The following is a 24,404-nucleotide window of genomic DNA, read 5'->3' as shown; positions in this document are numbered from 1 at the left end:
CCCCGTCGCCCTGCGCGATGGGGGCTTTGTTTTTATATGCTGTTTTTACACGAAAAACAGAAAGATGAACAAAAGGCACTCTGAACGGTTCAGCGCTATGTCAGCCAGTTTCTGATACAAAGTAACGATCAAGGCGGCATCCATCACGGATCGCCTGGGGAGCATGAGGTTACCATGGGCAACAACCGGCGCTCGGCGCATCTTGCAACAATCGCGGCGATGGCGAGCATCGCAATGATCGCGACTCCGGCCATGGCCCAGAAGCGCGACGACAATCCCGACAGCGGTCGCACGCCTCCCCCGGCTCAGCACGGCGCCCCCGGTGGCGGCGCGCCGCATGGTGGCGGCAATCCCGGCGGCCCCGGTGGCGGTGGCCCGCGCGGCGGCTTCAACGGCGGCGGACAGGCTGGCGCGCCCGGTGCTCAGCGCCCGGCGGCCCCTCAGCCCGGCAATCCGGGCGGTGGCAATGTTCAGCGCGGCCCCGGCGGGAACCCCGGTGGTGGCCAGTGGAACGGCCAACGCCCCGGCTTCAACGGCAACAACGGCGGCAATGTCCAGCGCGGGCCTGACAATCGCGGGAACTTCAACCAGCCGGGTCGCCCCGGTGGGCCCGGTTTCGACGGCAATCGCCCGGGCGGCCCCGGTTATAACGATGCCGGTCGTCCCGGCGGCCCCAGCTACAACGGTCGCCCCGGTGCCCCCGGCTACAATGGCCGCCCCGGTGGCCCGGGCTACAACCAGCCCGGTCGTCCCGGTGGGCCCGGCTTCAACGGGCCGGGCCGCCCCGGCGGCGGCTGGAACAACGGCTGGCGCAATGACAGCCGCTACAACTGGTCGGCCTGGCGCGACATGCACCGCGATGTCTTCCGCATGGGCCGCTATGCGCCGCCCTATCGCGGCTATGCCTATCGCCGCCTCGGCATCGGCTTCACGCTGGACCGGCTGTTCTTCGGCTCGACCTATGTGATCGCCGACCCTTACGCCTATCGCCTGCCCCCGGCCTATGAGCCTTATGAGTGGGTGCGCTACTACAATGACGCCGTGCTGGTGGATACCTACAGCGGTCAGGTCGTTGACGTGCTCTACGGCTTCTTCCTCTAAACGGAAGCCGCAAACCCGAGATGAACCCCGCCTGAGCCGCCCTTCGCACTCAGGCGGGGTTCTCGCATACCGATCACGGTCCGCCTTGAGTCCGCCCCGGTCAAACCTCGCTCGGGGTTCAGGGGGCGTTGACGCTCACGCCAAATTGGGACAGGCAAAACGCTGCACGTAACCTTTGCGTAACCACCAGCGAAGCCGGAGCCCGATGAGCACAGCACCTGCCGCCCCCGTGAACAACACCGCTCATGGCCATGTCTTTCCCGACATGGGGCCGGTGGTCGATAAATCTGCCCTTGAGAAAATGGGCGGCGCGGTGCGGGCAAGGCTCGCGCTCGATCCCACTGTCTGGCACGCCCCGGTGCATCAGGCCGAGATCGTCACCGTCACCGAATTCCTGATGCCCGACGAATGCGCCCAGATCATCGAGATGGTCGACAGCATCGCCGAGCCTTCCTCGACCTATGACGCTGATCACGACATCTCGATCCGCAGCAGCTACTCGGGCAATGTCGACCGCTTCGACCCCTTCGTGATGATGATCGAGCGGCGGATAGACGACCTGCTCGGCATGCCCTCGGCCTATGGCGAGACGATGCAGGGCCAGCGCTATATGCCCGGCCAGCAGTTCAAGGCGCATTACGATTTCTTCTCGACCAAGGCCGCCTATTGGCCCGGTGAACGCAGCCGGGGCGGTCAGCGCAGCTGGACGGCGATGATCTACCTCAACGATGTGGAGGAAGGCGGCGAGACCGTCTTCGAGCGCGCCGGCGTCACCGCCACGCCGCGCCAGGGCATGCTGCTGGCCTGGAACAACGCCAACATCGACGGCACGCCCAACCACTTCACGCTGCACGCCGCCCTGCCCGTGATCAAGGGCTGCAAATATGTGATCACCAAATGGTATCGCACCCGCAACTGGGCCGGTCTGCCGGGCTGAAGGTTAGCTCTGGGGTGGCTCCCAGAGTTCGACCATATTGCCTTCCGGGTCCGTGATATGGGCGAACTTGCCGGTCTGGGGCGTGTCCCAATCGGCATGGGTGGTCACTTCGATCCCGGATGCGCGCAGTGTGGCGATCATCTCGGCCAGCCCTGTGACCCGGAAGTTGATCATCCACTGTTTGGCGGCGGGAAAGTAATCGGTGTCCTGCTTGAAGGGCATGAACAGCGCCGGGCCTGCCGTCTGCGTCCAGTGGAAAGGGTCCTCACCGCCAATGCCTAGATGCTGGCGATACCATGCCTGAAGCGCCGCCGGATCTTTAGCCCGGAAAAACACACCGCCGATGCCCACGACTGTCATGATGCCCTCCTGTTTTTGGGAAGGTAACCCGGGTTGAGGAAGGTAGGAAGTAGAAGATGCGAGGGGGTTACCCCCTCGCGCTCCCATTCCGTCTTCCGGCGATGGGGTGGTGGCGCCGAAATGCTGCGCCCGACCTCTCCACCTGCGATGGCTAAAGCGCCGCAGGCCGTCGATCCTTGAGCGATAGCGCTGACTTGGGATTGTTGCCTGCGGCGCTGCAACGTTGCTCTTTGGCCGAACCCGAAGCGCCTACGCTGACAAAACCCGGGAGCGCGAGGGTGTAACACCCTCGCATGTCCCCTTTACTCCTTAACGCCCTTCTTATGCTCCCCCGGATGCATCAGACGCTCCACCTTCCCCGTCAGCCGATCAATCTTGCGATGCAGGCGGACGATCTCGATGGTGGTGCGCAGATTGATCTCGTAATCGTGCCGATTGTAGATGCGATCACGCGCGCTTTGGCGGTTCTGGCTCATCATGATGACCGGGGCCTGCACCGCCGCCAGCATCGAGAGCATCAGGTTGAGGAAGATGTAGGGGTACGGGTCCCACTGGCCGATCCAGCGCGAAACCAGCGGGCTGTTGAGCAGCATCCAGCCCAGCAGCGTCACCATAAACCAGATGATGAAACCCCAGCTGCCGCCGACTTTCGCCACGCGGTCGGCCAGCCGGTCACCGAAGCCGGCCTTGGCGGCTTGCGTCTCATCATCCTCAAGGCTGACATCGCGCGAGAGGACATGGCGCAGCACATGCTGCTCGTCCTCGTCGAGTTGATCGAAAGGGCGGCCCAGCAGCTTTTCGGCAAGCGCTTCGGGCGTGTTGTCCAGCTTCATGGGCCGCCTCTTTCGGTTTCAGATCAGGCCTTGGCGCTCTCCAAAGCCTGAGCAATCAGCTTGCGCGTGTTCTCGATGCCGTAGAGCGCGATGAAGGACCCCATGCGCGGCCCGGCAGACGAACCCAGCAGCGTCTCATACAGCGCCTTGAACCAGTCACGCAGGCTCTCGAAGCCGTAATGCGGGTCCTTGCCGATTTCGTAGACAATGTTCTGTAGCTCTTCCGCTGTGGCATCGTCGCTGGTGGCAGCCAGTTCCTCGTCCAGCGCGGTCAGAGCCGCCACTTCGCCATTCTCGGGCGCGCGGCGGTTCAGCGTGGGGGCGATAAAGTCGCGGTTGTAGGCCAGCGCGCAGGTCACCAGCGTATCGAGCGCGGGATGGGCCTCAGGCGTGGCATCCTCAACATAATTGGCGAGGTAGGACCAGACCTGCTCACGCGTGGCATTGGCGCCCAGCACGCCCACCAGATTGAGCAGCAGACCATAGGTCACGGGCAGCTTGTCGCCCTCGCCGCCGATGCTGGCGCCATTGGTGCGTAGCAGGTGCCACACGGGGTTGCCCAACTGCTGCTCGATGGGCTGGGTGGGGATCTTCTCGCGGAACTGCCAATATTCGTCCACCGCGCGACCGATGATGCCGGTGTGCAGGCTCTTGGCGCTCTTGGGTTCGCGGAAGAGGTAGAAGCCCAGCGATTCCTCGCTGCCATAGGTCAGCCACTGCTCGATGGTGAGGCCGTTGCCCTTGGACTTGGAGATCTTCTCGCCATTCTCGTCGAGGAACAGTTCGTAGATCAGCCCCTCCGGCTTGCGCCCGCCCAGCACGCTGGCGATCTTGCCGCTCTGAGTCACGCTGTCGGTCAGATCCTTGCCGCACATCTCGTAATCGACGCCCAGCGCCACCCAGCGCATGGCCCAGTCGACCTTCCACTGCAGCTTGGCATTGCCCTTGAAAATGCACAGCTCAACCGTCTCACCCTCATCCTCGAAGCGGATCAGGCCGGCCTCGGCATCCACCACCTCGATGGGCACCTGAAGCACAATGCCGCTGGTGGGCGACACGGGCAGGATCGGCGAATAGGTCTTGCGGCGCTCCTCGCGCAGGGTGGGCAGCATGATGCCCATGATCTTGTCGAAATTGCGCAGCACGCCGCGCAAGGCCTCGTCGAACTCACCCGAATTGTAGCGGTCGCTGGCCGAGACGAACTCGTAATCGAAGCCGAACTGGTCGAGGAAGGCGCGCAGCATCGCATTGTTGTGATGCGCAAAGCTCTCATGCGTGCCGAAGGGATCGGGGATGCGCGACAGCGGCTTGCCCAGATGCTCGGCCAGCATCTCCTTGTTGGGCACATTGTCGGGCACCTTGCGGAGGCCATCCATATCGTCGGAGAAAGCCACCAGACGGGTGGGCTTGCCGGTCAGCACCTCATAGGCGCGGCGCACCAGAGTCGTGCGCAGCACCTCCTGAAACGTGCCGATATGCGGCAGACCGCTGGGGCCATAGCCGGTCTCGAACAGCACCGGCACATCCTGACCGTCTTTGCCTTTGCCCTGCGGATAGCGCTTGAGCAGCTTGCGGGCCTCTTCGAAGGGCCATGCTTTGGACGCCATGGCTGCTGAAGCAAGATTTGCGGCGGTCTGGAGATCGGTGTCAGTCATAGCTCGCGCTTTTGCCCGCACGCGCGGATTTCGCAAGCCCCAACTGGCCAAAACGCCGCATTTCGCATGAGCGTAAATATCCCTTGGGACAGATGCGGAAGGTTTCGTTAATCTCTCGACAAGCGGCGCGTTGCATCCTCTCCACGCCGCCTTTTTCGGAGAGTGCCATGACACCCGACTCCGTTACCCCCACCGCCCCCGCGCCCGCCCCCTTTCGCCTCCCCATGAACCCGTGCGACCGGCTGCGCCTGCATGGGCCCATTCGCTCGATGCCGCGCCCGCTCTCCTTGCTGGAACGCATCCTTTTCGGCTGAAGCGCAGGCTTTCCCACCGCCGTCTGCGCCCAAACCACTTGCAGCGCCCATACCCCCGCGCCTATGCGCTGGAACACTATGGAAACACGCGCCCTTCCCGCCCTGCATGCCAGCCACTCCGGCTGCTGGCTGCGCGAGCGTGAGGCGACGCGGCTGGTCGGCAAGGGCGAGGCGATCGTCACGGCGGCGGACACGCCACTGCTGATGCTCAACGCGCCGCTGGTGGCGACGCGTCTGGGCTATCCCGACCTCTCCGGCCTCGACCTGCTGGAGCTGTTCGCCTTCGTCCACCCCGCGCGCTTTATGGTGCCCACGCCCAAGGGCCTGGCCCATGCGCTGGGCCTCACCGAACCCGACAGCGACGAGGCTGTCCCCGCCCTGCTGCAACAGGCAGCATCCATCCTGCTGGAACGCTGCGAAAGCCCCGACTGGGCCGAGCGCGAAGGCGCATGGACCGGCCTGCAAGCCATGATCCGCCTGCGCTGGCCATGGGCGACTCTGCTCTCGGCGCGCATCGCCAATCCGGGCCGGGCCGAGCGCTGGCTCTTCTCCCGCCTGCCCGAATGGGAGGAAGCCGCCCCCCGCCCCCAGCCCGCGCAGATCAACCTTCCGCCCGAAGCCATCGCGCTGCGTCTGGCAGAAATCACCGGAGCCCTGAGCGAAACCGGCGCCGAACCGCGCATCGCCCAGCGCGATTACGCGCAGTCCGTGGGCCATATCTTCGCCCCCCGCCCCTCACGCGACACGCCGCATATGCTGCTGGCCGAGGCGGGCACCGGCACCGGCAAGACGCTGGGCTATCTCACCCCGGCCTCGCTGTGGGCGCAGGCCTCGGGCGGCACGGTCTGGGTCAGCACCTACACCAAGGCGCTGCAACGCCAGCTGCGGCGCGAGGCCGCCCGCATCTGGGGCCCCAACCCCGGCCCGGCCCGCGTCGTGGTGCGCAAGGGCCGCGAGAACTACCTCTGCCTGCTCAACCTTGAGGACGCGCTGCAAGGCGGCTTTCAGGCCCGCGCCGGGATCATGGCACAACTGGTCGCCCGCTGGGCGGCATACTCTGCTGATGGCGATATGATCGGCGGCGATCTGCCCGGCTGGCTGCCCACATTGTTCCGCAACCGCGGCGTGGCAGCCCTGACCGACCGGCGCGGCGAATGCGTCTATGCCGGCTGCCCCCACTACCGCAAATGCTTCATCGAGCGCGCCGCCCGCGCCAGCGCCGAGGCGGAACTGGTCATCGCCAACCATGCGCTGGTGATGGTGAACGCCGCGCGGGGCCGCGATGTCGCCCAGCGCCCCACCCGCATCGTCTTCGACGAAGGCCACCATATCTTCGAGGCCGCCGACAGCACCTTCGCCGCCGAACTCACCGGCAGCGAGGCCATCGAACTGCGCCGCTGGGTCATCGGCCCGGAAAAGGGCTCCAAAGGCCGCCGCCGGGGGCTTTCCGCGCGCCTCGCCGATGTCGCCTCCTATGACGAGGCAGGCGCTCTGGCGATCACTCAGGCCCGCGCCGCCGCCGAAGCGCTCAACGGCGACGGCTGGCTGGCCCGCGTGGTGGAGGGCGAACCCTCCGGCCCGCTGGAAGAATTGTTCGCCGCCGTGCGCGCCACCGTCTATGCCCGCGACGAAAGCGGCGGGCAGGAAGGCGGCTATGGTCTGGAAACCGAGGCCGCCGGGCTTGATGGCCCCTTTATCGAGGCCGCCCAGAACGCCGGGCAGGCTTTGGGCGACTTGCGCCGCCCGCTGGTCAAGCTGGGCCTGCGCCTCGAAGCGATCCTTGCCGATCCGCCCGACTGGCTGGATGGCCAAGGCCGCGCCCGCATCGAAGGTGCGCGGCAATCCTTGGGCTGGCGCGTCGATCTGATCGGCGCGTGGGAGGCCTTGCTGGCCCGTGTCGGCGGCGAGGCGATGGATGGCCCCGATTTCGTCGACTGGCTGGCGCTGGAACGCTCCGACGGGCGCGAGTTCGATATGGGCCTGCACCGCCACTGGCTCGACCCCACGCGCCCCTTTGCCTCCACCGTGCTCAACGGCGCCCACGGCGTGATGCTGACCAGCGCCACCTTGCGCGACCGCTCCGACGCGGGCGACGACTGGGACACCGCTCTGGCCCGCTCCGGCGCGGCGCATCTCGACAGCCCCACCAAGACCGCCGCCTTCGACAGCCCCTTCGACTACGCCAATCAGGCCGAGGTGCTGATCGTCAACGATGTGCCGCGCGGCGACATCCCCGCGCTGGCCGCCGCCTATGGCCGCCTGATCGAGGCGAGCGGCGGCGGCGTGCTGGGGCTCTTCACCGCGATCCGCCGCCTGCGCGCCGTCCATGGCCGCATCGCCGACCGGTTGGCGCGCGGCGGCCTGCCGCTCTACGCCCAGCATGTCGACCCCATCGACACCGGAACGCTGGTCGACATCTTCCGCGACGATCCCAAGGCCAGCCTGCTGGGCACCGATGCCCTGCGCGACGGCGTGGACGTGCCCGGCCACTCGCTGCGCCTCGTGGTGATGGAACAGGTGCCATGGCCCAAACCCACCATCCTGCACCGCGCCCGCCGCGCCGCGCATCCCGGCGGCGGTCAGGCCCATGACGACCGGATCATTCGGGCGCGGTTGGCGCAGGCCTTCGGGCGCCTGATCCGCACCCAGGGTGACAAGGGCCATTTCGTGGTGCTCTCCTCGGCCTTCCCTAGCCGCTTGCTCAGCGCCTTTCCGCCCGGCACACCCGTTCATCGCCTTTCACTCGATGAGGCTTTACAACGGGTGAGCGCGGGTGTTTCTGCTTGGGCAGAGGCAACGCCCGCCGCAACGGATGACTAAAACACGCATGAAGACTCTGGGCATCTTCCGCCACGCCAAATCCGACTGGGACGATCCGCGTGCCCGCGATTTCGACCGCCCCCTGAATGCGCGCGGCCTGCGCTGGGCCCCCCGCATGGGCCAGCACATCAGCGAGTGGAGCCAGCAGCAGGGCTTCACATGGGACCGCGTGATGTCCTCCCCCGCCGTCCGCGCGGCGCAAACCATCGAACTAGCCGCCGAGGGCGCGGGCATGCCCCAAGGCGCCGCGCTGGCGATCAACTGGGACCGCCGGCTCTATCTCGCCAGTTCGGTCACGCTGATCGACGTGCTGCGCGAGCTGGATGAGAACCTCAACACCGTGCTGATGGTCGGGCACAATCCGGGGCTGGAAGACCTGATCTTCGATCTCGTGCCTGACAATGGCTCAAGCCCGCTGCGTGACGAGGTGGAGATGAAATTCCCCACCGCCAGCTTCGCCGTGCTGGAGCTGGATGTGGAGCGCTGGGCGCAGGTGGAAGATGGTTGCGCGCGATTTACGCATCTCAAGCGCCCGCGCGATCTGGCCGGGGGCGAGCCGCTTTAAGGGATTTAAGAGAAGATGCGAGGGGGGAGCCTCTGGTTTGTCGCATGTCTCAAGAGACATGCTCCGGGCCCTCGCGCTCCCATTCCGTCTTCCGACGATAGGGTGGTGGCACCCGATCCAAGCGCTAAACCTCTCCTCCTGCGCAGCCGAAAGCGCCGCAGGCAGTTGATCCATGAACGCTAGCGCTGGCTTGGGATTGTTGCCTGCGGCGCTGCGACGTTGCTCTTTGGCTGAACCCGAAGCGCCCACGCTGACAAAACCCGGGAGCGCGAGGGTGTAACACCCTCGCATTTGCCCTTTCCTTATTCTTCTCCCAGCAACCGAGCCAGATCGCCCCGCAACCCGATCAGCGCATCCAGCAGATCATCCTGAGGCAACCCCAGCACAGGCGCAAGCGGCGGTGCATCCATCAGCAAAGGCAGAAGCGGCTGCGGCTTGGCAGGTTCCGGTATGGCGATGACGGGCTGAGCGGCAGCCTTTGGCGCCCTCGCCCGCTCTTCCAGATATTGCCGGGCACCGCGCAGCGTATAGCCTTGGGCATGGACCAGCCGGTGGATCTCGACCAGCAGCACCACGTCCTCGGGCCGGTAATAGCGCCTGCCGCCGCTACGCTTGACCGGGCGCAGCATGGGGAACTGCTCCTCCCAGTAGCGCAGCACATGCGGGGCGATGGAGAGCGCGCGCGTGACCTCGCCAATGGTGCGCAAAGCGTCAGGTGCCTTGCCGTCATTCAACAGCGCTTGGATGTCGCCGGATGGGGCCAAGGTTTTTCCTCGCTTAGACATATCAGGCCCAGAAACGGTGACAGCCGAAGCGCCCCCCGGCACTCCGGCTGTCTTCGTCGGCTGATGAGGCTGTTCGGGCCTGCTCGTCAAGGGATTCCTTGACGTCATGCCCTCAGTCTCTGCCGAGCCGAACATCGGCAAGATCATTCACCCGAAACGCGGTCTTTCAACATCTGGCTGGCGCGGAACGTCAGCACCCGTCGCGGGGTAATCGGCACTTCGACGCCGGTCTTGGGATTGCGTCCGATCCGTTCGGTCTTGTCCCTGAGCAGGAACGTGCCGAAACCGGAAATCTTGACGTTTTCACCCTCAGCCAGAGCATCGCTCATGTGATCGAGAATGGCTTCCACCATGCCGAGCGATTCCGCTCGGGAATAGCCCAGTTTGCGATTGATGGCTTCGGCCAGATCTGCACGTGTGAGTGTGTTCATGGAGCGCATCTGTTTCCCCCCCATAGCCTTGAAAAAGCGACCCTCCCGAGTCCGATTGGATAGCAAATCCACGCGGGATTACAATGCCATCCTGCATAAGCGGAGGCATTCGTGGGCCAATTTGTTCCACTATGGTGCGAAGAATGTAAAATTCGTCCGGCAAGATGCCTCGCCGGAGCCGAATCAGATGCGAATCAGGCTGGCGCCCCAGGTAAAGCCGCCGCCCATCGCCTCGATCATCACCAGATCACCCGGCTTGATCCGCCCGTCGCGCATCGCCACGTCCAGCGCCAGCGGCACCGAGGCGGCAGAGGTGTTGGCATGGCGATCCACGGTGACCACCACCTTCTCCGGCGCCATGTTCAGCTTGCGGGCGGTGGCGTCCAGAATGCGGGCATTGGCCTGATGCGGCACCAGCCAGTCGATGTCATCGGCGGTGAAGCCCGCATCGCCCAGCACCTCGCCCAGCACGCTGGAGAGGTTGTTGACGGCATGACGGAAGACCTCGCGGCCTTTCATGCGCAGCTTACCGATCTCGCCGGTGGTGCTGGCGCCGCCATCGACGAACAGAAGCTGGTTATGCGCGCCATCGGCATGCAGGCGAGTAGCCAGAATGCCGGGTGCATCGGCTGCGTCGCTCTCGCGCGCTTCCAGAACGATGGCGCCTGCACCGTCGCCGAAAAGCACGCAGGTCGCGCGGTCTTCCCAGTCGAGGATGCGGCTGAAGGTTTCCGAACCGATCACCAGCGCGCGCTTGGCCATGCCGGTGCGCAGCATCGAATCGGCCACGCCCACGGCATAGACGAAGCCCGAGCAGACCGCCGCCACGTCAAAGGCGATGCCACCCCGCGCGCCGATGGCGTCCTGCACGATGGTGGCGGTGGCGGGGAAGGTCTGATCCGGCGTGGCGGTGGCCAGCACGATCAGATCGATGTCGGCCCCGGTCAGGCCCGCAGCGGCCAGCGCATTGCGCGCCGCATCGGTGGCCAGCGTGGCCGTGGTTTCGCCCTCACCGGCGATATGACGGGTGCGGATGCCCGTGCGTTCGACGATCCACTCGTCGCTGGTGTCAACCTTCTCCGCCAGTTCGGCGTTGGTGACGAGACGCACCGGCAGAGCACTGCCGGTGCCGGTGAGCACGGATCGAAGGGTCACTGAGAAGCACCTGCCACGGACTTTGCGGTGTTACGGATCTTGTCGGTCCCCAACCGGTCAAGGTCGGCGGCAATATGCTCGGTCAGTTTTTCCTCCAGCAGCCGCTGGGTCACGCCCACGGCATTGGCCACGCCCAGCGCATTCGCGCTGCCATGGCTTTTCACGACCACACCGTTCAACCCGAGGAAGACGGCGCCATTGTGATTGTTGGGATCGAGATGATGCTTGAGCAATTCCGTCGCCGGACGCGAGATCAGGAAACCGATCTTGGAGCGCAGCGAAGAGGCAAAGGAACGACGCAGCAGATCACCAACGAAACGCGCGGTGCCCTCGACAGCCTTCAGGGCAATGTTGCCCGAAAAACCATCGGTGACCACCACATCGACCTCGCCGCGGCAGAGCTTGTCCGCCTCGGTGAAGCCATCGAAGGCGATCGACAGGCCAGCAGCGGCAGCCTTGAGCTGAGCGGCAGCGTCGCGCAGTTCTTCGGTGCCCTTGTTGTCCTCGGTGCCGATGTTCAGAATGCGGACGCGCGGCTCGGCCCGGCCCGTCACGATGCGCGAATAGGCCGCGCCCATGATGGCGAACTGCACCAGATTGCGGGCATCGCATTCCGTGTTGGCACCAAGATCCAGCATCACCAGATCGCTGGCGTCCAGCGTGGGCAGCAGAGCGGCCAGCGCAGGCCGGTCAATGCCCGGCATGGTGCGCAGCGCCAGCTTGGAAATCGCCATCAGCGCGCCGGTGTTGCCCGCGGAAAGGGCGGCGCCGGCAAGCCCGTCACGCACGGCGTGAATGGCCAGCCCCATCGAGGTGGTGCGCGCACGGCGCAAGGCCTGACTGGGCTTTTCCTCTCCGCTGATCACGTCCTGCGCATGCAGGATCTCGACAGCGGAACGCAGATCGGAATGATGATCGAGCGCGCTGCTGATCTGGGCCTCGTCACCCACCAAAAGGAAACGCGCACGATCATGCCGCTGACGGGCCAATGCCACGCCAGCGACCATCGTGCGCACACCCTCATCACCGCCCATCGCGTCAACGGCGATACGCGGCGAAGTCATGGGTGCTTACCTCCTGCTGTCAGCGCGCGGTTGCGCTTACAGGCCAACCGCGACAATCTCGCGACCATTGTAGTGGCCGCAAGCGTTGCACAGGTTATGCGGGCGCTTCAGCTCGCCGCAGTTCGAGCACTCGTGGAACGCCTCGACCGACAGCGCGTCATGGCTGCGGCGCATGCCCCGGCGAGAAGGGGAGGTTTTTCTTTTGGGGACAGCCATGGAGGCACCTGTTCCTGAAAATTCGTTACCGACAGTAAAAGCCGCCTCAATGCATCTCAGCACCGGCGGAGCGAAGGCGCGCCTATAGCGAATTTGGCGTGTGTTGCAAGCTTCTCTGGTCTAATCGGCGCAACGAACTGAAAGATATCTATCATCAACGCCTTTAGGGGGAAGCGACAAACATGCCCGTAAGCCTGACAATCCCGATGATCCTGCCCACCACGCTGGCTTTGGCAGCCGCAGCCGCGCTGATCAACTTCTGGCTGAGCCTGCGCATCGGCCAGCTGCGCGGAAAGCTGAAGGTGGATGTGGGCGATGGCGGACATGATTCGATTTTCCGCCGCATGCGCGCTCACGCCAATTTCAGTGAGAACACGCCGCTGCTGCTGATTCTGGTCGCCGGGATCGAGCTTTCCGGCAAGGGCAGCTGGTGGCTGCCGGTGGTGGGCGCCGTCTTTATGCTGGGCCGCGTGACTCACGCCTGGGGCATGGATGGGCGCTTCAAGGCGGGCCGAGTCTTCGGCGCGGTCTCGGCCATTCTGATCCAGCTGGGTCTTGGCGGCTTTGCGCTGTTTGTGGCGATGCATCAGATGATGCATCCCGCCTGATGAATGTGAGGGGGCGGCTTTCGCCGCCCCCTTTGCCTTTAACCGTAGCGGCTGCCCACAAAGGGGTTGGTCAGCATTTCATGGCCGAAGCTGCTCATGGGGCCATGGCCGGGGATGAAATTCACATCCTTGCCCAGTGGCCACAGTTTTTCCGTGATCGAATCGATCAACTGCTGATGATTACCCTTGGGAAAATCCGTCCGCCCGATCGAGCCCTGAAAGATCACATCGCCCACGATCGCCAGCCGTGATTCTTCGTGGAAGAACACCACATGGCCGGGCGTATGGCCGGGGCAGTGAATCACATTCAGCGTCAGCTCGCCCACGGTGACGGTGTCGCCATCCTGCAGCCAGCGAGTCGGCTCGAAGCTTTTGCCTTCGAGGCCCATGCGGGTGTTGGGATTGTCGAGCCCCTCGATCCAGAAGCGGTCATCCTCATGCGGGCCTTCCAGCGGCAGGTCCAACTCCTGCGCCAGCACGCCTGCCAGACCGCAGTGGTCCATATGACCATGGGTGACCAGCAGCTTCTCCAGCGTGACACCCGCTTTGGCGACGCCCGCCTTCAACTTGTCCAGATCGCCGCCCGGATCGACCAGCGCCCCGCGCATCGTCTTGGTACACCAGATCAGCGAGCAATTCTGCTGGAAGGCGGTGACGGGGATGATCGCGGCGCGCAGCGGCGGTTCGGGCTTGGTGGGATTGGTGGCCATGGCATCGGGAGATAGCGGCGAAAACCATGCGCGCAAAGGGCGTTGCACATCGGCGGGCGCGGCCTATAAAAATCTCAACTCATTTAGTTAGGATTCATGGGATGCGCCTTTTCCTTGCCGCCGCCATCGCCCTCACCTGCACTGCCGCGCCCGCTCTGGCGGCTCCGGCCCCGCATGTGGCGATCTCCAGCTTCGACCAGCTCAACCAGCCACTGCCACTGCCCTATGACGAGAATGCCGATGCCAAGGCTGATGTCGCCAAGGCCACGGCCAGGGCGAAGAAGGAGCACAAGCTGCTGCTGCTCGATTTCGGCGGCAACTGGTGCCCGGACTGCCGCGTGCTGGCCGGCACGATCGAACTGCCCGAGGTTAAAGCCTTCGTGGAAAAGCATTATGTCGAGGTGACGATCGATGTGGGCCGCTACACCAAGAATCTCGACATCTGGGCCGGTTACGGCCAGCCGCCGCGCCCCAAGGGCGTGCCCGCCGTGCTGATCATCGACCCCAGAACCCGCAAGGTGCTGAACCCCGGCCACGAAACGGCCCTGTCCGACGCGCGCCATATGAGCCCGCAAGCGCTGGCCGACTGGCTGGCCAGCTGGACGAAGTGAGATCCTGTGCGGGCGGGTCTAGATCCGCCCGCATTTCCAGACGACTCGCCCGATGATCGCCACCTCTTCCAGCGGCAGATCATAGGGGGCGTAGCGCGGGTTCTCGCTGATCACATGCACCTGCCCCGGCTGACGGAAGGCCAGCCGCTTAACCAGCAACGTCTCCCCCAGCCGCAGCACATGGACGCCGTCACCCCAGTCACGCGGGCGCAGATCGACAAGGATTTCGTCGCCATCATGCAGGGCAGGCTCCATCGAATCGCCCGCCACGGCAATCGCCGAGAGATGCGCGGGATCGAGCCCCTGCCCGCGTAACCAGCGCCGCGCATAGCGGAAGTGGCCAAAGGGCTTTTCCCCCACCACCATGGCTTCCGGCAGCGCCCCCGGCCCCGCCGAAGCATCGAGCGCCAGACGCGGCACATCGACCCAGGCCGAAGTCTCGCGCTTCAAGTCCAGCAGCGAGGATTTATCCTCCACGCCACCCAACTGCGACTCGGCGATGCCGAAGAAGCGGGCCAGCGTGCGCCGGTCTCCCTCCTCCAGCTTGCGCGGACTGCCCTTGCGCACAAATTGTTGAATATATGTGGTATTTCGCCCGATCAATTCCGAAAGCGCAGCCAGGCTGGTGCCGCGCTCACGCGCCAATTCGACCAGTCGGTTGCGCGGATCGGTGCTGTTCATGGCACCATCCTATCATAGGAAATTTCCTAGACAAGTAGGACTTCGAATGGAACATTTAAAGAACATTCTGATTCGGGCTCCACCGCAGGCGCCCAGACGAAAGGGGGCTTTGATGTTGCTCAGAAGGATCGAGACGTTTCTGCGCCACAGCGGCATGCCGTGGACCAAATTCGGGCGGCTGGTGGCGCATGACCCGCGTCTGGTCGGCGATATGCGCAATGGCCGCGTGCCGCGCGATGACCTCGCCCGCCGCATCGAGGCCTTTATCGACAGCCACGCCCAACCGAAGGAGGCCGACCATGCGCTTTGATTTTCACCATGGGCGCGATCTGATCCGCCTCTTCTCCGGCCCCTCGCGCAAGCCCACGGCGCATGATGGCGGCGGCGCGCTGGGCTCCCGGCGGCGGCGCGATCCGGCGCTGCGCCTGCTCGATGCGGTGATGCGACTGGCGGGGCCGGAAAGCGAGCTGATCTCCCACGCCGAAAGGCCCTGGGCCAGCGCCACCTTTTCAGGCACGCGCCACACCATCACGCTGAGCTTCGCGGGCGATCCGGGCATTGCGGCGGCGGAAAGTTTCATCGCCCTGCTGCCCGATCACGAATTCCATCTGCCGGGCCGGCTGGTGGCCGATGCGGGCGTCAGCGAGGTGACGCATCTTACCCAGCCCCGCCCGCTGATGGTGGTCGAGGCCGACCTGCTGCTGCTCAACGAAATCTGAAACTCTAGCGCCGCGCCTTGCTCATGGCGCGGCCAAGGGCGGACCTCAGGCCGCTGCCGCCCGCCGAGTCCCCGATATCCTCCACCGTCCAGCGGCTGCCCTCCTTGATCAGCGAGAGGCGCACATTGCTGTGATCGCTTTTGGTCTGCCAGACGCGCAGCAGCAGCACCGCCCGGCCCGGCCCGGTGAACTGACGGCTGATCGTCTCGACATGGAAGGCATTGGCGTCCCAGTCCTGACAATCGCAAAGCATATCGGTTTCGGAGACATCATCGCTGCCGTGCCGGCGGCTCTGCGACCACATCTGGATCAGTTGCCGGGTCTGCGTGGAGTAGATCGGCGCGTTCCAATATTCCGCGTGTCCGTCCCCGCGATAGGGGTCGTAAATCTGGTTGACCAGAGCATCGAGCGCCCGCCCGTCCCCCAGGCTGGGCGCTCCGGCGGCAAGCAACAGGCTGGCAAAGGTGGCGACGGACATAGAACTCTCCCGGCGTAAACCGGGAGCGTTCTTAACCCTTTACGCCTCCAGCTTCCAGTCCCAGCCGAGCGGGTCGCCATCCATGGCCTCCACACCGCGCGCAGCGAGGTCGTCGCGCAGGGCATCGGACTTAGCGAAATCCTTGTCCGCACGGGCCTGACGGCGGGCGGCGAGGATCTCGTCGATCTCGGCCTCGGTGATGGTGGCGACCTTGGGTTTGAGGCGCAATTCGGCGCGAGTCAGGGCCAGCAGGTTGAGGCCCAGCACCGCATCCATCTCGGCGATCACCGCCAGCTTCTGGCCCAGATCGACCTTTTTCAGCGCCACCACCGCTTCGAGCTGGGTGAGCGCAATCGGCGTGCCCAGATCGTCGCTGACCGCCGCTGCGAAAGCCTCGCGCAGGGGCGCGAACTTCGGCCCCGGCTCGGCGCCCTCGATCACGGAGCCGCCTTCATCGTTGAGGCGCGCGCGCAATTGCTCCACCGCCATCACCAGACGCTTCAGGCGCGTCAAAGCAGCGCCCAGCCCTTCCCAACTGAACTCCAACTCGCTGCGATACTGCGCCTGAAGGCACATCAGGCGATAGGCCAGCGGGTGATAGCCCTTGTCGATCAGCAGTTGCAGGCGGAGGAACTCGCCCGAGGACTTGCTCATCTTGCCGCTGCGCTCGACGAGGAAATTGTTGTGCATCCAGAGCTTGGCGCCGGAATTGCCGGGCACGTCCAGCCCTCCGGAGCAGCAGAAGGCCTGATTCTGCGCGATCTCGTTCGGGTGGTGGATTTCGCGGTGATCGATGCCGCCGGTGTGAATGTCAAAGGGGAAGCCCAGCAGCTGCCCGCTCATCACCGAGCATTCCAGATGCCAGCCCGGCGCACCGCGACCCCAGGGCGAATCCCATTCCATCTGGCGCGTCTCGCCAGCGGGGGTTTTGCGCCAGATCGCGAAATCGGCGGCGTTGCGCTTGCCCTCGACAGCCTCGATGCGGCCCTCGCCCTCTTCGGTGTGGGCACGGGCAAGGCGGCCATAATCGGCCACGCTGGCCACATCGAAATAGAGGCCGCTTTCCAGCTCATAGCAGTGCTTGTCGGCGATCTTTTCGGCGAACTCGATCATCGCGGGCACATATTTCGTCGCCACCGACCATTCCATCGGCTGGCGGATGTTCAGCGCCTTGATGTCGGCCCAGTAAGCCTCGGTGTAATGCTCGGCGATGGCCCAGATGCTTTTGGCCTCTTTCGCGGCCATCTTTTCCATCTTGTCCTCACCGGCGTCGGCATCGTCGGTCAGATGGCCCACATCGGTGATGTTGATGACGTGGGAAAGCTTGTAGCCCTTGAAGGACAGCACCCGCCCCAACACATCGGCAAACACATAAGCGCGCATATTGCCGATATGCGGATAGTTGTAGACCGTGGGGCCACAGCTGTAGACGCGCGCCTCGCCGGGGTGGACGGGCTCGAAGGTTTCGAGCTGGCGGGTCAGGCTGTTGAACAGCTTCAGGGGCGTGGCGTCAGTCATAGCCCTGCCGGTTGGCAAGGCGCGAGGGAAAGGTCAAGCGCCACAGCGCTTTTGGCGGCACCGGCCCGCTCCCTCGCCCGGCTACTCGACGGTATGCTCTGGGTGGCCGGGCGGGGGAGAGGGCCGGTGCCGCCCGGCACGATGCCTCGCATCGTGCCGCAAACGACTCAACCGTCTTCGAAGAGGCCCGCCAACTGCTCGATCATCGTGCCGCCCAGCTGCTCGACATCCATGATGGTCACGGCGCGGCGGTAATAGCGCGTCACATCATGGCCGATGCCGATCGCCACCAGCTGCACCGGCGACTGCTTCTCGATCCACTCGATGACCTTGCGCAGATGGGTTTCCAGATAGCCCGCCGCATTGACGCTCAGCGTGCTGTCATCCACCGGCGCGCCGTCGGAGATCACCATCAGGATGCGGCGGTCCTCCTGCCGGGCCAGCATGCGGTTATGCGCCCAGATCAGCGCCTCGCCGTCGATATTTTCCTTCAGCAGCCCTTCGCGCATCATCAGGCCGAGATTCTTGCGCGCCCGGCGCCAGGGCTCATCAGCCTTTTTGTAAACAATGTGCCGCAAGTCATTGAGACGCCCCGGATGAGCAGGCTTGCCACCGGCCAGCCACTGCTCCCGGCTCTTGCCGCCCTTCCAGGCGCTGGTGGTGAAGCCCAGAACCTCTGTCTTGACCCCGCAGCGCTCCAGAGTGCGGGCCAGAACGTCAGCCGAAATCGCCGCGATGGAGATCGGCCGCCCGCGCATCGAGCCCGAATTGTCGATCAGCAGCGTGACGACCGTATCCTTGAACTCGACATCGCGCTCGATCTTGTAGCTGAGCGACTGCCCCGGCGCGACCACCACACGGGCAAGACGCGCGGCATCGAGCATGCCCTCATCCTGATCAAAATCCCAGCTGCGGTTCTGCTGCGCCATCAACCGGCGCTGCAAACGGTTGGCCAGCTTGGTGACGACGCCCTGCAACCCCTTCAACTGCGCGTCCAGATAGGCGCGCAGGCGGGTCAGTTCTTCATCGTCGCACAGGTCTTGGGCTGCGACCACCTCGTCGAACTGGGTGGTGAAGCTCTTGTAATCGAAGTTTTCAGGCGTTTCCGTCCACGGGCGGTTGGGCCGCGTTGGCAACATGCCATCCTCGGCATCCTCGCTGCCTTCGGAATCGTCGGCATCGTCGGACATTTCGCCATCGGCGTCGTCCTGCCCCTCATCGTCACCGCGCGTCGGCTCGGAGGCCGCCTCCATCGGCTGAGGCATTTCCTGCGAGTCCTCGCCGGGCTGATCGTCGTCATCGGGCTCGTCGCCGGACTCGGGGTTCTCCTCGTCCTCGCCATTGGGTTCCAGCTCGGCGCGGGTCAGCTCCAGATGGCCCAGCATATCGAGCGCCAGATGCTGGAACGCCTTCTGGTCATCCAGCTTTTCCGCCAGAGCCTCGAAATCCTTGCCCGCCTTCTGCTCGATCCACTTGCGCACCATCGCCACGCCCTTGATCGCAGCGGGAGGCACGGGCTCACCGGTCAGATGCTCGCGCAGGATCAGCGACAGAGCCGTGGGCAAAGGCACCTGATCGGGCCGCTCGACACGGGTGATGGGATCGCCCGCGATGCGCTGATCCAGCGCGGCACCCAGATTGTAGCGCACGCCGTCATATTCATTGGCGCCCAAAGCCTCGTAACGCACCTGCTCGATGGCGTCGAAACAGGCGCGCGCGGTCGCTTCGGCGGGCTGGGCGCGGTTGTGCAGCGCGGCATTGTGATGCTTGATGCGCAAGGCATAGCCATCGGCCACGCCGCGCGCCTGCATCGCGGCCTCCAGCGGGAGGCCGCGACCGGGCATGGGCACGCGCATCGTCGTGCCCGAAATGGCAGGCACATCGGCGGACCAGTTCACCTCGACCTCGGCCACATCCGACATCGCGCGCGCGGTGCCGGTAAGAGCCTGCTTGAACCGATCGAGGGGTGTTTCCTCCGCCAATGTGCTTACCTTATTTGAAAAATCAGATCTTCTGGCCGGTCTTGGCCCAGTCGGCCAAGAAACCTTCCAGACCCTTGTCTGTCAACACATGCTTGACCAGACCCTTGATGACGGCGGGCGGCGCGGTCATCACATCCGCGCCGATGCGGGCGCATTCCAGAACATGCACGCCATGACGGATCGAGGCGGCCAGAATTTCGGTCTGGAAGTCATAGTTGTCATAGATCAGGCGCATGTCGCGGATCAGGTCGAGGCCGTCGAAGCCATTGTCGTCATGGCGGCCGATGAAGGGCGAGACGAAGGTCGCGCCAGCCTTGGCGGCCAGCAGCGCCTGATTGGCCGAGAAGCACAGGGTGACGTTCACCATCGTGCCGTCGCCGGTCAGCGCCTTGCAGGTCTTGAGGCCGTCGAAGGTCAGCGGCACCTTGATGCAGACATTGTCGGCGATCTTGCGGAGGATCTCGGCCTCACGCATCATGCTCTCATGGTCGAGGCTGACGACTTCGGCGGAGACCGGGCCATCGACCAGGCCGCAGATTTCCTTGGTGACTTCGATGAAGTCACGGCCCGACTTGGCGATCAGCGAGGGGTTGGTGGTCACGCCATCGAGCAGGCCGGTGGCGGCCAGTTCGGCGATGTCCTTGGTTTCGGCGGTGTCGACGAAGAATTTCATGGCTGGCACTCCTGCGCTGGCGTGATCGGGCGATTCCGCCCCGTGATGCTTGGGCCTATAGGCAGGCTTGGCGCGGAACCCAACCCTTCCTTTTTATACCTGTGCCCCTTCCCCCGCCAGCGCCAAGAGCTTCGTTGATGCCGCATCGTTTTCGCGAAAAACCGGTTCCCACTTTTTCGCACGATGCTCTAGATGACCCCCATGACCCGTATCCGCCTGCTTGTGATGAATGCCGCCCTGCCGGTGCTGGATTACCGCGCCCCCCACGGCATGACGGTGGAGCCGGGCAGCGTGGTGGTCGCGCCTTTGGGCCCACGCCAGATCCTTGGCGTGGTGTGGGAGCCGGAACGCCTGCCCGCCGAGGAGGTGGGCGACAACCGCCTGCGCCCGATCCTTTCGGTGCTGCCGGTGCCGCCCCTGCCCGCGCCTCTGCGGCGACTGATCGAATGGACGGCGGATTACTATTGCGCCTCGCTGGCCTCGGTGACGCGGATGGCCTTGTCCAGCACCGCCGCGCTGCAAGGCGGGCGCACCATGACCGAATACCGGCTGGTCGAGGGCGCCGAACCGGGTCGCCTGACCGCCCAGCGCAAACAGGCGTTGGAAAAGCTGCCGGGCGCTCAAGGCACCTTGCGCGAGATGGCCGAGATTGCGGGCGTTTCGGAAGCGGTATTGCGTGGACTGGTGAACAACGGCCTGATGGAGGCGGTGCAGGTCGATCTCGACCGCCCCTACCCTCCCGCCGATCCCGAACATGATGTGCCCACCCTGTCGGATGGCCAGCAGGAGGCCGCCGACCGCTTTATCGAGGCCGTGCGCCAAGGGCGGCAGAAGGACGGCTTCACCCCCTTCCTGCTCGATGGCGTGACCGGCTCGGGCAAGACCGAGACCTATTTCGAGGCTGTCGCCGAAGCGCTTCGCCTTGGCCGCCAGACTTTGGTGCTGCTGCCCGAAATCGCGCTGACGGAAAACTTCCTGCGCCGGTTCGAGGCGCGCTTCGGCGTGGCGCCGATCCTCTGGCACTCCAGTCTGAAATCGGGCGAGCGGCGGCGCGCGTGGCGCGCGGTGGCCAATGGCAGCGCTCAGGTGGTGGTGGGGGCACGCTCGGCGCTGTTCCTGCCCTATGCCGCGCTGGGGCTGATCATCGTGGACGAAGCGCACGAAATCAGCTTCAAGCAGGACGATGGCGTGCGCTACAACGCCCGCGATGTGGCGGTGATCCGCGCCCGTTTCGAGCAGATCCCGGTGGTGCTGGCCAGCGCCACCCCCGCGCTCGAATCGATGCAGCTGGCCGAGGCAGGCGTGTACCAGAAGGTCGATCTGCCCTCGCGCTTCGGCGGGGCCAGCCTTCCCGACATCCAGATCGTCGATCTCACCCAGCACCCGCCCGAGCGCAACCACTGGATCGCCCCGCCGCTGGTGGAAAAGCTGCAAGACCGGCTGGAGAAGGGTGAGCAATCGCTGCTGTTCCTCAACCGGCGCGGCTATGCGCCGCTGACTTTGTGTAGGCATTGCGGCTATCGCTTCCAGTGCAGCGATTGCAGCGCATGGCTGGTGGAACATCGCCTCTCACGCCGCCTCGCCTGCCACCATTGCGGGCATGAGGAACCCATGCCCCCCGCCTGCCCCGAATGCGGCGAGGGCGACTGCCTCGTCGCCTGCGGCCCCGGCGTGGAGCGCATCGCCGATGAAGTGGCCCAGATCATGCCCGATGCGCGGGTGGCGGTGGTCACCTCCGACACGCTCAACAGCCCGGAAAAGATCGGCGAGTTCGTGGCGGCGGCGGAGAACAAGATGATCGATGTGATCGTCGGCACGCAGCTTGTCACCAAGGGCTATCACTTCCCCGATCTGACGCTGGTGGGCGTGATCGACGCGGATCTGGGCCTTGAAGGCGGCGATCTGCGCGCGGGCGAACGCACCTATCAGCAGATCGCTCAGGTGGCGGGCCGCGCGGGCCGCGCACAAAAGCCGGGGGAGGTGCTGATCCAGACCCGCTCGCCCAGCGCCCCGGTCATCGCCGCTCTGGCCGCCGGCGACCGAAACGCCTTCTACGCCGCCGAGGCGGAAGGACGCCGCTCCGCCTTCGCCCCGCCCTTCGGACGCTGGGCCGCGATCATCGTCTCCTCCGAAGACGAAGCCGAGGCACGCGACGCCGCCCGCGCCATCGGCGGCACCCGGCCCAATCTACCCGATGTCGCGGTGCTGGGCCCCGCCCCTGCCCCCATGGCGCAGCTGCGCGGGCGCTATCGCTATCGGCTGCTGATCAATGCCAAACGCTCGGCGCAGGTACAGACGGTGATCCGGCAATGGCTGGGCGGGCTGAAATTCCCGCCCGGCGTGCGCGTGGGCGTGGATATCGATCCTTATTCCTTTGTGTGACGCCGTAAGGTCCAAGGCGCGGGCACGATGCCACCCGCCCGGATCACACGGCGCATCAGCACCACGCCAGCGAAGGTCGCCACCACCATCGCGACCGCGCTGGCCTCCAGACCGAAGGCGCCGCCTGTCAGCCATTCGGGGCCGTGGCGCTGGGTGAGCAACAGACCCTCGGGTGCTTTGCCGCCTGACACCGGCACGCTGAAGATCCACCCCTGCGTGAAATTCCAGCCGCTGTGGATGCCGATGGCCAGCCACAGCCGCCGCGTCAGCAGATAGGCCGCACCCAGCAGCAGTCCGGCCTCCAGCGCGATGGCCAGAGCGGCAAACCATGTCGCCCCCGCATTGCCCAGATGCGCCAGGCCAAAGAAGGCCGAGGTCAGCGCCAGACCGCCCCATGTGCCCACCATCTTTTCCAGCTGGCGCAGGATCACACCGCGAAACAGCAGCTCCTCGCCCACGCCGGAGATCGCCGCCATGCTCAGCATTGGAGCCAGCTGCCCAAACCCGCCCACGCCCGTCACGGTCAACCCGCCCAGCAGCGCCACCACGCCGGTCATCACGCTGAACAGCAGAATGCCGAAAGCCAGACCCGCCAGCCATTCGGGCAAGGCTCTGGCCAATGGCAGTTCGATATCGGCGCAGCGCTCCACCCAACGCTTGTAGAGCTTCCACGCTACCAGCAGCCACAGCGCCACCGCGATTTCGACAGCGGGGTGGATATGATGCTCCGCATTGCGCCCGAACAGCTTTTCCGAGAGGAACAGCGGCACCACCTCGGCCAGCGCGAGCCAGATAAAACCGATCGCCAGCAGGCTGCCGGGATGAAGCAGCACCCGCCGCCAGCGCGGCTGCGAAGTCGTGGCAACAGAGGCGTCAGGATGCGTCATCAAGGACCTTTCAGGAACGGCCCTTCTTCTCCCTCACGGCAGCCCGGCTGTCGAGCCCATCTGCCTGTGGAGTGATTCGCGCCTCCGCATACCAATGCGACCGCGTCAAATGGCGTATTGCCCCTCCGTTCATAGCGTTTTCATATTTTTGACACGTCATGCCCCATGGCGACCCCCCGGCGGCTTGCATAGCGCGATAATGCCCGCTATGCGCCCGACCATCTGAACGGGGGTCGGGCATCGGGGTCCGGTCTTTCATGCGTTCAGAGTCCGGATTAAAGGGGACCGACGCGCGTGGAGAATTCCGCCGGCATCACCGCCAGCCTGCAAGGCCGCTACGCCTCGGCATTGTTCGATCTGGCCCAGGAAACGGGCGTTGTTTCGCCTGTCGAGGCCGATCTTGAGAAACTGGGTGCGGCACTGGCCGCCTCGGACGATCTGTCCAACCTGATTCGCAACCCGCTGGTCAGCCGCGATGCCGCAGGGCAGGCGCTCAGCGGCGTGGCAGGCGTGCTGGAACTGGGCGATGTAACGCGCAAGTTCCTCGGCGTGCTGGCCGCCAATGGCCGCCTCTCGGCGCTGCCGCAGGTGATCGCCGCTTACGGTTCGATCGCCGCTGCCGCCCGCGGCGAGGTTACCGCCCAGGTCACCAGCGCTCACCCGCTGACCGACGATCAGCTTGCCGCCCTGTCGGCCAAGCTGGCTGCCCGCGAAGGCAAGACCGTCAAGATCAAGGCCGATGTCGATCCGGAGCTGCTTGGCGGCCTGGTGGTGCGCATCGGCAGCCAGCAGATCGATAGCTCGATCCGCACCCGTCTCAATTCTCTCGCTCAGGCGATGAAGGGCTAACCTCCTTCTTTTGGCTAAGCGACGAAGGGCAAACCTAACTGTAGGGCCCTTCCCCAAGACTTCGATGAAA

The 24,404-nt window shown here is 64.9% G+C and carries 27 protein-coding genes; 11 read left to right on the top strand and 16 right to left on the bottom strand.

The features are described 5' to 3' along the window. The first annotated feature begins 174 nt into the window (after positions 1-174). Together HGK27_RS31270 and HGK27_RS05795 are read left to right on the top strand one after the other, a co-directional pair. Positions 175-1,101, top strand: coding sequence for an RcnB family protein (locus tag HGK27_RS31270; RefSeq protein WP_274617153.1), 927 nt, complete (start codon positions 175-177; stop codon positions 1,099-1,101). A 205-nt stretch (positions 1,102-1,306) separates the two neighbouring features. Next, positions 1,307-2,038 (top strand): prolyl hydroxylase family protein, encoded by a 732-nt coding sequence (locus HGK27_RS05795; RefSeq protein ID WP_241126861.1) that lies wholly within the window; start codon positions 1,307-1,309, stop codon positions 2,036-2,038. A 3-nt stretch (positions 2,039-2,041) separates the two neighbouring features. Here the strand turns inward: HGK27_RS05795 and HGK27_RS05790 are convergent, their stop codons facing one another. The 4 genes from HGK27_RS05790 to HGK27_RS05775 all read right to left on the bottom strand — a co-directional run bounded on the left by HGK27_RS05790 (position 2,042) and on the right by HGK27_RS05775 (position 5,055). Continuing rightward, positions 2,042-2,398 (bottom strand): VOC family protein, encoded by a 357-nt coding sequence (locus tag HGK27_RS05790; protein ID WP_206239481.1) that lies wholly within the window; start codon positions 2,396-2,398, stop codon positions 2,042-2,044. A gap of 302 nt (positions 2,399-2,700) precedes the next feature. Continuing rightward, positions 2,701-3,231 carry a DUF1003 domain-containing protein gene (locus tag HGK27_RS05785; protein WP_206239479.1) on the bottom strand — a complete coding sequence of 177 codons (531 nt, stop codon included), beginning with the start codon at positions 3,229-3,231 and terminating at the stop codon, positions 2,701-2,703. 23 nt (positions 3,232-3,254) lie between these two features. Then, complete coding sequence (locus HGK27_RS05780) at positions 3,255-4,886, bottom strand: lysine--tRNA ligase (protein WP_206239478.1); 1,632 nt, start codon at positions 4,884-4,886, stop codon at positions 3,255-3,257. After that, positions 4,879-5,055, bottom strand: coding sequence for a hypothetical protein (locus HGK27_RS05775; protein WP_206239476.1), 177 nt, complete (start codon positions 5,053-5,055; stop codon positions 4,879-4,881). Before HGK27_RS05775 ends, HGK27_RS05780 begins: the two co-directional genes overlap by 8 nt. On the opposite strand from HGK27_RS05775, the gene HGK27_RS05770 reads away from it, so the two are divergent. The 3 genes from HGK27_RS05770 to HGK27_RS05760 all read left to right on the top strand — a co-directional run bounded on the left by HGK27_RS05770 (position 5,054) and on the right by HGK27_RS05760 (position 8,585). Beyond that, complete coding sequence (locus tag HGK27_RS05770) at positions 5,054-5,200, top strand: hypothetical protein (RefSeq protein ID WP_206239474.1); 147 nt, start codon at positions 5,054-5,056, stop codon at positions 5,198-5,200. The two genes, HGK27_RS05775 and HGK27_RS05770, sit on opposite strands and share 2 nt — an antisense overlap. A 78-nt stretch (positions 5,201-5,278) precedes the next feature. Further along, positions 5,279-8,020, top strand: a complete 2,742-nt coding sequence (locus HGK27_RS05765) for an ATP-dependent DNA helicase (RefSeq protein WP_206239472.1) — start codon at positions 5,279-5,281, stop codon at positions 8,018-8,020. 7 nt (positions 8,021-8,027) lie between these two features. Then, a complete protein-coding gene (locus tag HGK27_RS05760; protein ID WP_206239470.1) occupies positions 8,028-8,585 on the top strand; it encodes a SixA phosphatase family protein in 558 nt (185 codons plus the stop codon). A gap of 302 nt (positions 8,586-8,887) precedes the next feature. On the opposite strand, the gene HGK27_RS05755 is transcribed toward HGK27_RS05760, so the two are convergent. The 5 genes from HGK27_RS05755 to rpmF form a co-directional block, all read right to left on the bottom strand. Further along, the gene (locus HGK27_RS05755) at positions 8,888-9,349 is read right to left on the bottom strand and encodes a MerR family transcriptional regulator (RefSeq protein WP_241126860.1); all 462 of its coding nucleotides are present in this window, start codon (positions 9,347-9,349) and stop codon (positions 8,888-8,890) included. A gap of 164 nt (positions 9,350-9,513) precedes the next feature. Next, positions 9,514-9,810 (bottom strand): integration host factor subunit alpha, encoded by a 297-nt coding sequence (locus HGK27_RS05750; RefSeq protein WP_068080145.1) that lies wholly within the window; start codon positions 9,808-9,810, stop codon positions 9,514-9,516. A 174-nt stretch (positions 9,811-9,984) separates the two neighbouring features. Then, complete coding sequence (locus HGK27_RS05745) at positions 9,985-10,956, bottom strand: beta-ketoacyl-ACP synthase III (RefSeq protein WP_206239467.1); 972 nt, start codon at positions 10,954-10,956, stop codon at positions 9,985-9,987. Further along, positions 10,953-12,020 carry a phosphate acyltransferase PlsX gene (plsX, locus tag HGK27_RS05740; RefSeq protein WP_206239465.1) on the bottom strand — a complete coding sequence of 356 codons (1,068 nt, stop codon included), beginning with the start codon at positions 12,018-12,020 and terminating at the stop codon, positions 10,953-10,955. The genes HGK27_RS05745 and plsX overlap by 4 nt, the downstream gene beginning before the upstream one ends. A 36-nt stretch (positions 12,021-12,056) precedes the next feature. Further along, positions 12,057-12,236 (bottom strand): 50S ribosomal protein L32, encoded by a 180-nt coding sequence (gene rpmF, locus HGK27_RS05735; RefSeq protein ID WP_068080150.1) that lies wholly within the window; start codon positions 12,234-12,236, stop codon positions 12,057-12,059. A 182-nt stretch (positions 12,237-12,418) separates the two neighbouring features. Between rpmF and HGK27_RS05730 the strand changes: the two genes are divergently transcribed. Next, positions 12,419-12,844, top strand: a complete 426-nt coding sequence (locus HGK27_RS05730) for an MAPEG family protein (protein WP_241126859.1) — start codon at positions 12,419-12,421, stop codon at positions 12,842-12,844. Positions 12,845-12,882: 38 nt separating this feature from the next. Here the strand turns inward: HGK27_RS05730 and HGK27_RS05725 are convergent, their stop codons facing one another. Next, complete coding sequence (locus HGK27_RS05725; RefSeq protein WP_274617175.1) at positions 12,883-13,554, bottom strand: MBL fold metallo-hydrolase; 672 nt, start codon at positions 13,552-13,554, stop codon at positions 12,883-12,885. A 101-nt stretch (positions 13,555-13,655) separates the two neighbouring features. Between HGK27_RS05725 and HGK27_RS05720 the strand changes: the two genes are divergently transcribed. Beyond that, positions 13,656-14,165: a thioredoxin family protein gene (locus tag HGK27_RS05720; RefSeq protein WP_206239464.1), complete on the top strand. Its 510-nt coding sequence runs from the start codon at positions 13,656-13,658 to the stop codon at positions 14,163-14,165. Between the two features lie 18 nt (positions 14,166-14,183). Here HGK27_RS05720 and HGK27_RS05715 read toward each other — a convergent pair whose 3' ends face one another. Continuing rightward, positions 14,184-14,846: a S24 family peptidase gene (locus HGK27_RS05715; protein WP_206239462.1), complete on the bottom strand. Its 663-nt coding sequence runs from the start codon at positions 14,844-14,846 to the stop codon at positions 14,184-14,186. Positions 14,847-14,958: 112 nt separating this feature from the next. Between HGK27_RS05715 and HGK27_RS05710 the strand changes: the two genes are divergently transcribed. Next, on the top strand, positions 14,959-15,156 hold the full coding sequence (locus HGK27_RS05710; protein WP_206239460.1) for a hypothetical protein: 198 nt from the start codon (positions 14,959-14,961) through the stop codon (positions 15,154-15,156). After that, on the top strand, positions 15,146-15,565 hold the full coding sequence (locus HGK27_RS05705; protein WP_241126858.1) for a hypothetical protein: 420 nt from the start codon (positions 15,146-15,148) through the stop codon (positions 15,563-15,565). Before HGK27_RS05710 ends, HGK27_RS05705 begins: the two co-directional genes overlap by 11 nt. Before the next feature lie 4 nt (positions 15,566-15,569). Here HGK27_RS05705 and HGK27_RS05700 read toward each other — a convergent pair whose 3' ends face one another. The 4 genes from HGK27_RS05700 to fsa form a co-directional block, all read right to left on the bottom strand. Continuing rightward, positions 15,570-16,043, bottom strand: a complete 474-nt coding sequence (locus tag HGK27_RS05700; protein WP_206239459.1) for a DUF3828 domain-containing protein — start codon at positions 16,041-16,043, stop codon at positions 15,570-15,572. 39 nt (positions 16,044-16,082) lie between these two features. Next, complete coding sequence (gene cysS, locus HGK27_RS05695; RefSeq protein ID WP_206239457.1) at positions 16,083-17,561, bottom strand: cysteine--tRNA ligase; 1,479 nt, start codon at positions 17,559-17,561, stop codon at positions 16,083-16,085. A 167-nt stretch (positions 17,562-17,728) separates the two neighbouring features. Further along, on the bottom strand, positions 17,729-19,543 hold the full coding sequence (gene cobT, locus HGK27_RS05690) for a cobaltochelatase subunit CobT (RefSeq protein ID WP_206239455.1): 1,815 nt from the start codon (positions 19,541-19,543) through the stop codon (positions 17,729-17,731). A 22-nt stretch (positions 19,544-19,565) separates the two neighbouring features. Next, positions 19,566-20,216: a fructose-6-phosphate aldolase gene (gene fsa, locus HGK27_RS05685; protein WP_206239454.1), complete on the bottom strand. Its 651-nt coding sequence runs from the start codon at positions 20,214-20,216 to the stop codon at positions 19,566-19,568. Between the two features lie 201 nt (positions 20,217-20,417). On the opposite strand from fsa, the gene HGK27_RS05680 reads away from it, so the two are divergent. Further along, on the top strand, positions 20,418-22,598 hold the full coding sequence (locus HGK27_RS05680) for a primosomal protein N' (protein ID WP_206239452.1): 2,181 nt from the start codon (positions 20,418-20,420) through the stop codon (positions 22,596-22,598). Here the strand turns inward: HGK27_RS05680 and HGK27_RS05675 are convergent. Then, positions 22,583-23,485, bottom strand: coding sequence for a CPBP family intramembrane glutamic endopeptidase (locus HGK27_RS05675; protein WP_206239451.1), 903 nt, complete (start codon positions 23,483-23,485; stop codon positions 22,583-22,585). The two genes, HGK27_RS05680 and HGK27_RS05675, sit on opposite strands and share 16 nt — an antisense overlap. 294 nt (positions 23,486-23,779) lie before the next feature. On the opposite strand from HGK27_RS05675, the gene HGK27_RS05670 reads away from it, so the two are divergent. Continuing rightward, positions 23,780-24,334, top strand: a complete 555-nt coding sequence (locus HGK27_RS05670; RefSeq protein WP_206239449.1) for a F0F1 ATP synthase subunit delta — start codon at positions 23,780-23,782, stop codon at positions 24,332-24,334. The last annotated feature ends 70 nt before the right edge of the window (positions 24,335-24,404 follow it).

Origin of the sequence: Novosphingobium terrae (assembly GCF_017163935.1) — a bacterium.
GTDB lineage: Bacteria > Pseudomonadota > Alphaproteobacteria > Sphingomonadales > Sphingomonadaceae > Novosphingobium > Novosphingobium terrae.
The sequence above is the reverse complement of the archived record's forward strand: the minus strand, read 5'-3'. Positions and strand labels throughout refer to the sequence as shown.

Coding starts and splice junctions, on each gene's coding strand:
- HGK27_RS05725 (WP_274617175.1), bottom strand. CDS start 13,554: ATGGCCACCAATCCCACCAAGCCCGAACCGCCGCTGCGCGCCGCGATC.
- HGK27_RS05700 (WP_206239459.1), bottom strand. CDS start 16,043: ATGTCCGTCGCCACCTTTGCCAGCCTGTTGCTTGCCGCCGGAGCGCCC.
- HGK27_RS05705 (WP_241126858.1), top strand. CDS start 15,146: ATGCGCTTTGATTTTCACCATGGGCGCGATCTGATCCGCCTCTTCTCC.
- HGK27_RS05770 (WP_206239474.1), top strand. CDS start 5,054: ATGACACCCGACTCCGTTACCCCCACCGCCCCCGCGCCCGCCCCCTTT.
- HGK27_RS05715 (WP_206239462.1), bottom strand. CDS start 14,846: ATGAACAGCACCGATCCGCGCAACCGACTGGTCGAATTGGCGCGTGAG.
- rpmF (WP_068080150.1), bottom strand. CDS start 12,236: ATGGCTGTCCCCAAAAGAAAAACCTCCCCTTCTCGCCGGGGCATGCGC.
- HGK27_RS31270 (WP_274617153.1), top strand. CDS start 175: ATGGGCAACAACCGGCGCTCGGCGCATCTTGCAACAATCGCGGCGATG.
- HGK27_RS05675 (WP_206239451.1), bottom strand. CDS start 23,485: ATGACGCATCCTGACGCCTCTGTTGCCACGACTTCGCAGCCGCGCTGG.
- HGK27_RS05790 (WP_206239481.1), bottom strand. CDS start 2,398: ATGACAGTCGTGGGCATCGGCGGTGTGTTTTTCCGGGCTAAAGATCCG.
- HGK27_RS05795 (WP_241126861.1), top strand. CDS start 1,307: ATGAGCACAGCACCTGCCGCCCCCGTGAACAACACCGCTCATGGCCAT.
- cysS (WP_206239457.1), bottom strand. CDS start 17,561: ATGACTGACGCCACGCCCCTGAAGCTGTTCAACAGCCTGACCCGCCAG.
- HGK27_RS05750 (WP_068080145.1), bottom strand. CDS start 9,810: ATGCGCTCCATGAACACACTCACACGTGCAGATCTGGCCGAAGCCATC.
- HGK27_RS05680 (WP_206239452.1), top strand. CDS start 20,418: ATGACCCGTATCCGCCTGCTTGTGATGAATGCCGCCCTGCCGGTGCTG.
- HGK27_RS05720 (WP_206239464.1), top strand. CDS start 13,656: ATGCGCCTTTTCCTTGCCGCCGCCATCGCCCTCACCTGCACTGCCGCG.
- plsX (WP_206239465.1), bottom strand. CDS start 12,020: ATGACTTCGCCGCGTATCGCCGTTGACGCGATGGGCGGTGATGAGGGT.
- HGK27_RS05730 (WP_241126859.1), top strand. CDS start 12,419: ATGCCCGTAAGCCTGACAATCCCGATGATCCTGCCCACCACGCTGGCT.
- fsa (WP_206239454.1), bottom strand. CDS start 20,216: ATGAAATTCTTCGTCGACACCGCCGAAACCAAGGACATCGCCGAACTG.
- HGK27_RS05710 (WP_206239460.1), top strand. CDS start 14,959: ATGTTGCTCAGAAGGATCGAGACGTTTCTGCGCCACAGCGGCATGCCG.
- HGK27_RS05775 (WP_206239476.1), bottom strand. CDS start 5,055: ATGGCACTCTCCGAAAAAGGCGGCGTGGAGAGGATGCAACGCGCCGCT.
- HGK27_RS05760 (WP_206239470.1), top strand. CDS start 8,028: ATGAAGACTCTGGGCATCTTCCGCCACGCCAAATCCGACTGGGACGAT.
- HGK27_RS05785 (WP_206239479.1), bottom strand. CDS start 3,231: ATGAAGCTGGACAACACGCCCGAAGCGCTTGCCGAAAAGCTGCTGGGC.
- HGK27_RS05780 (WP_206239478.1), bottom strand. CDS start 4,886: ATGACTGACACCGATCTCCAGACCGCCGCAAATCTTGCTTCAGCAGCC.
- HGK27_RS05765 (WP_206239472.1), top strand. CDS start 5,279: ATGGAAACACGCGCCCTTCCCGCCCTGCATGCCAGCCACTCCGGCTGC.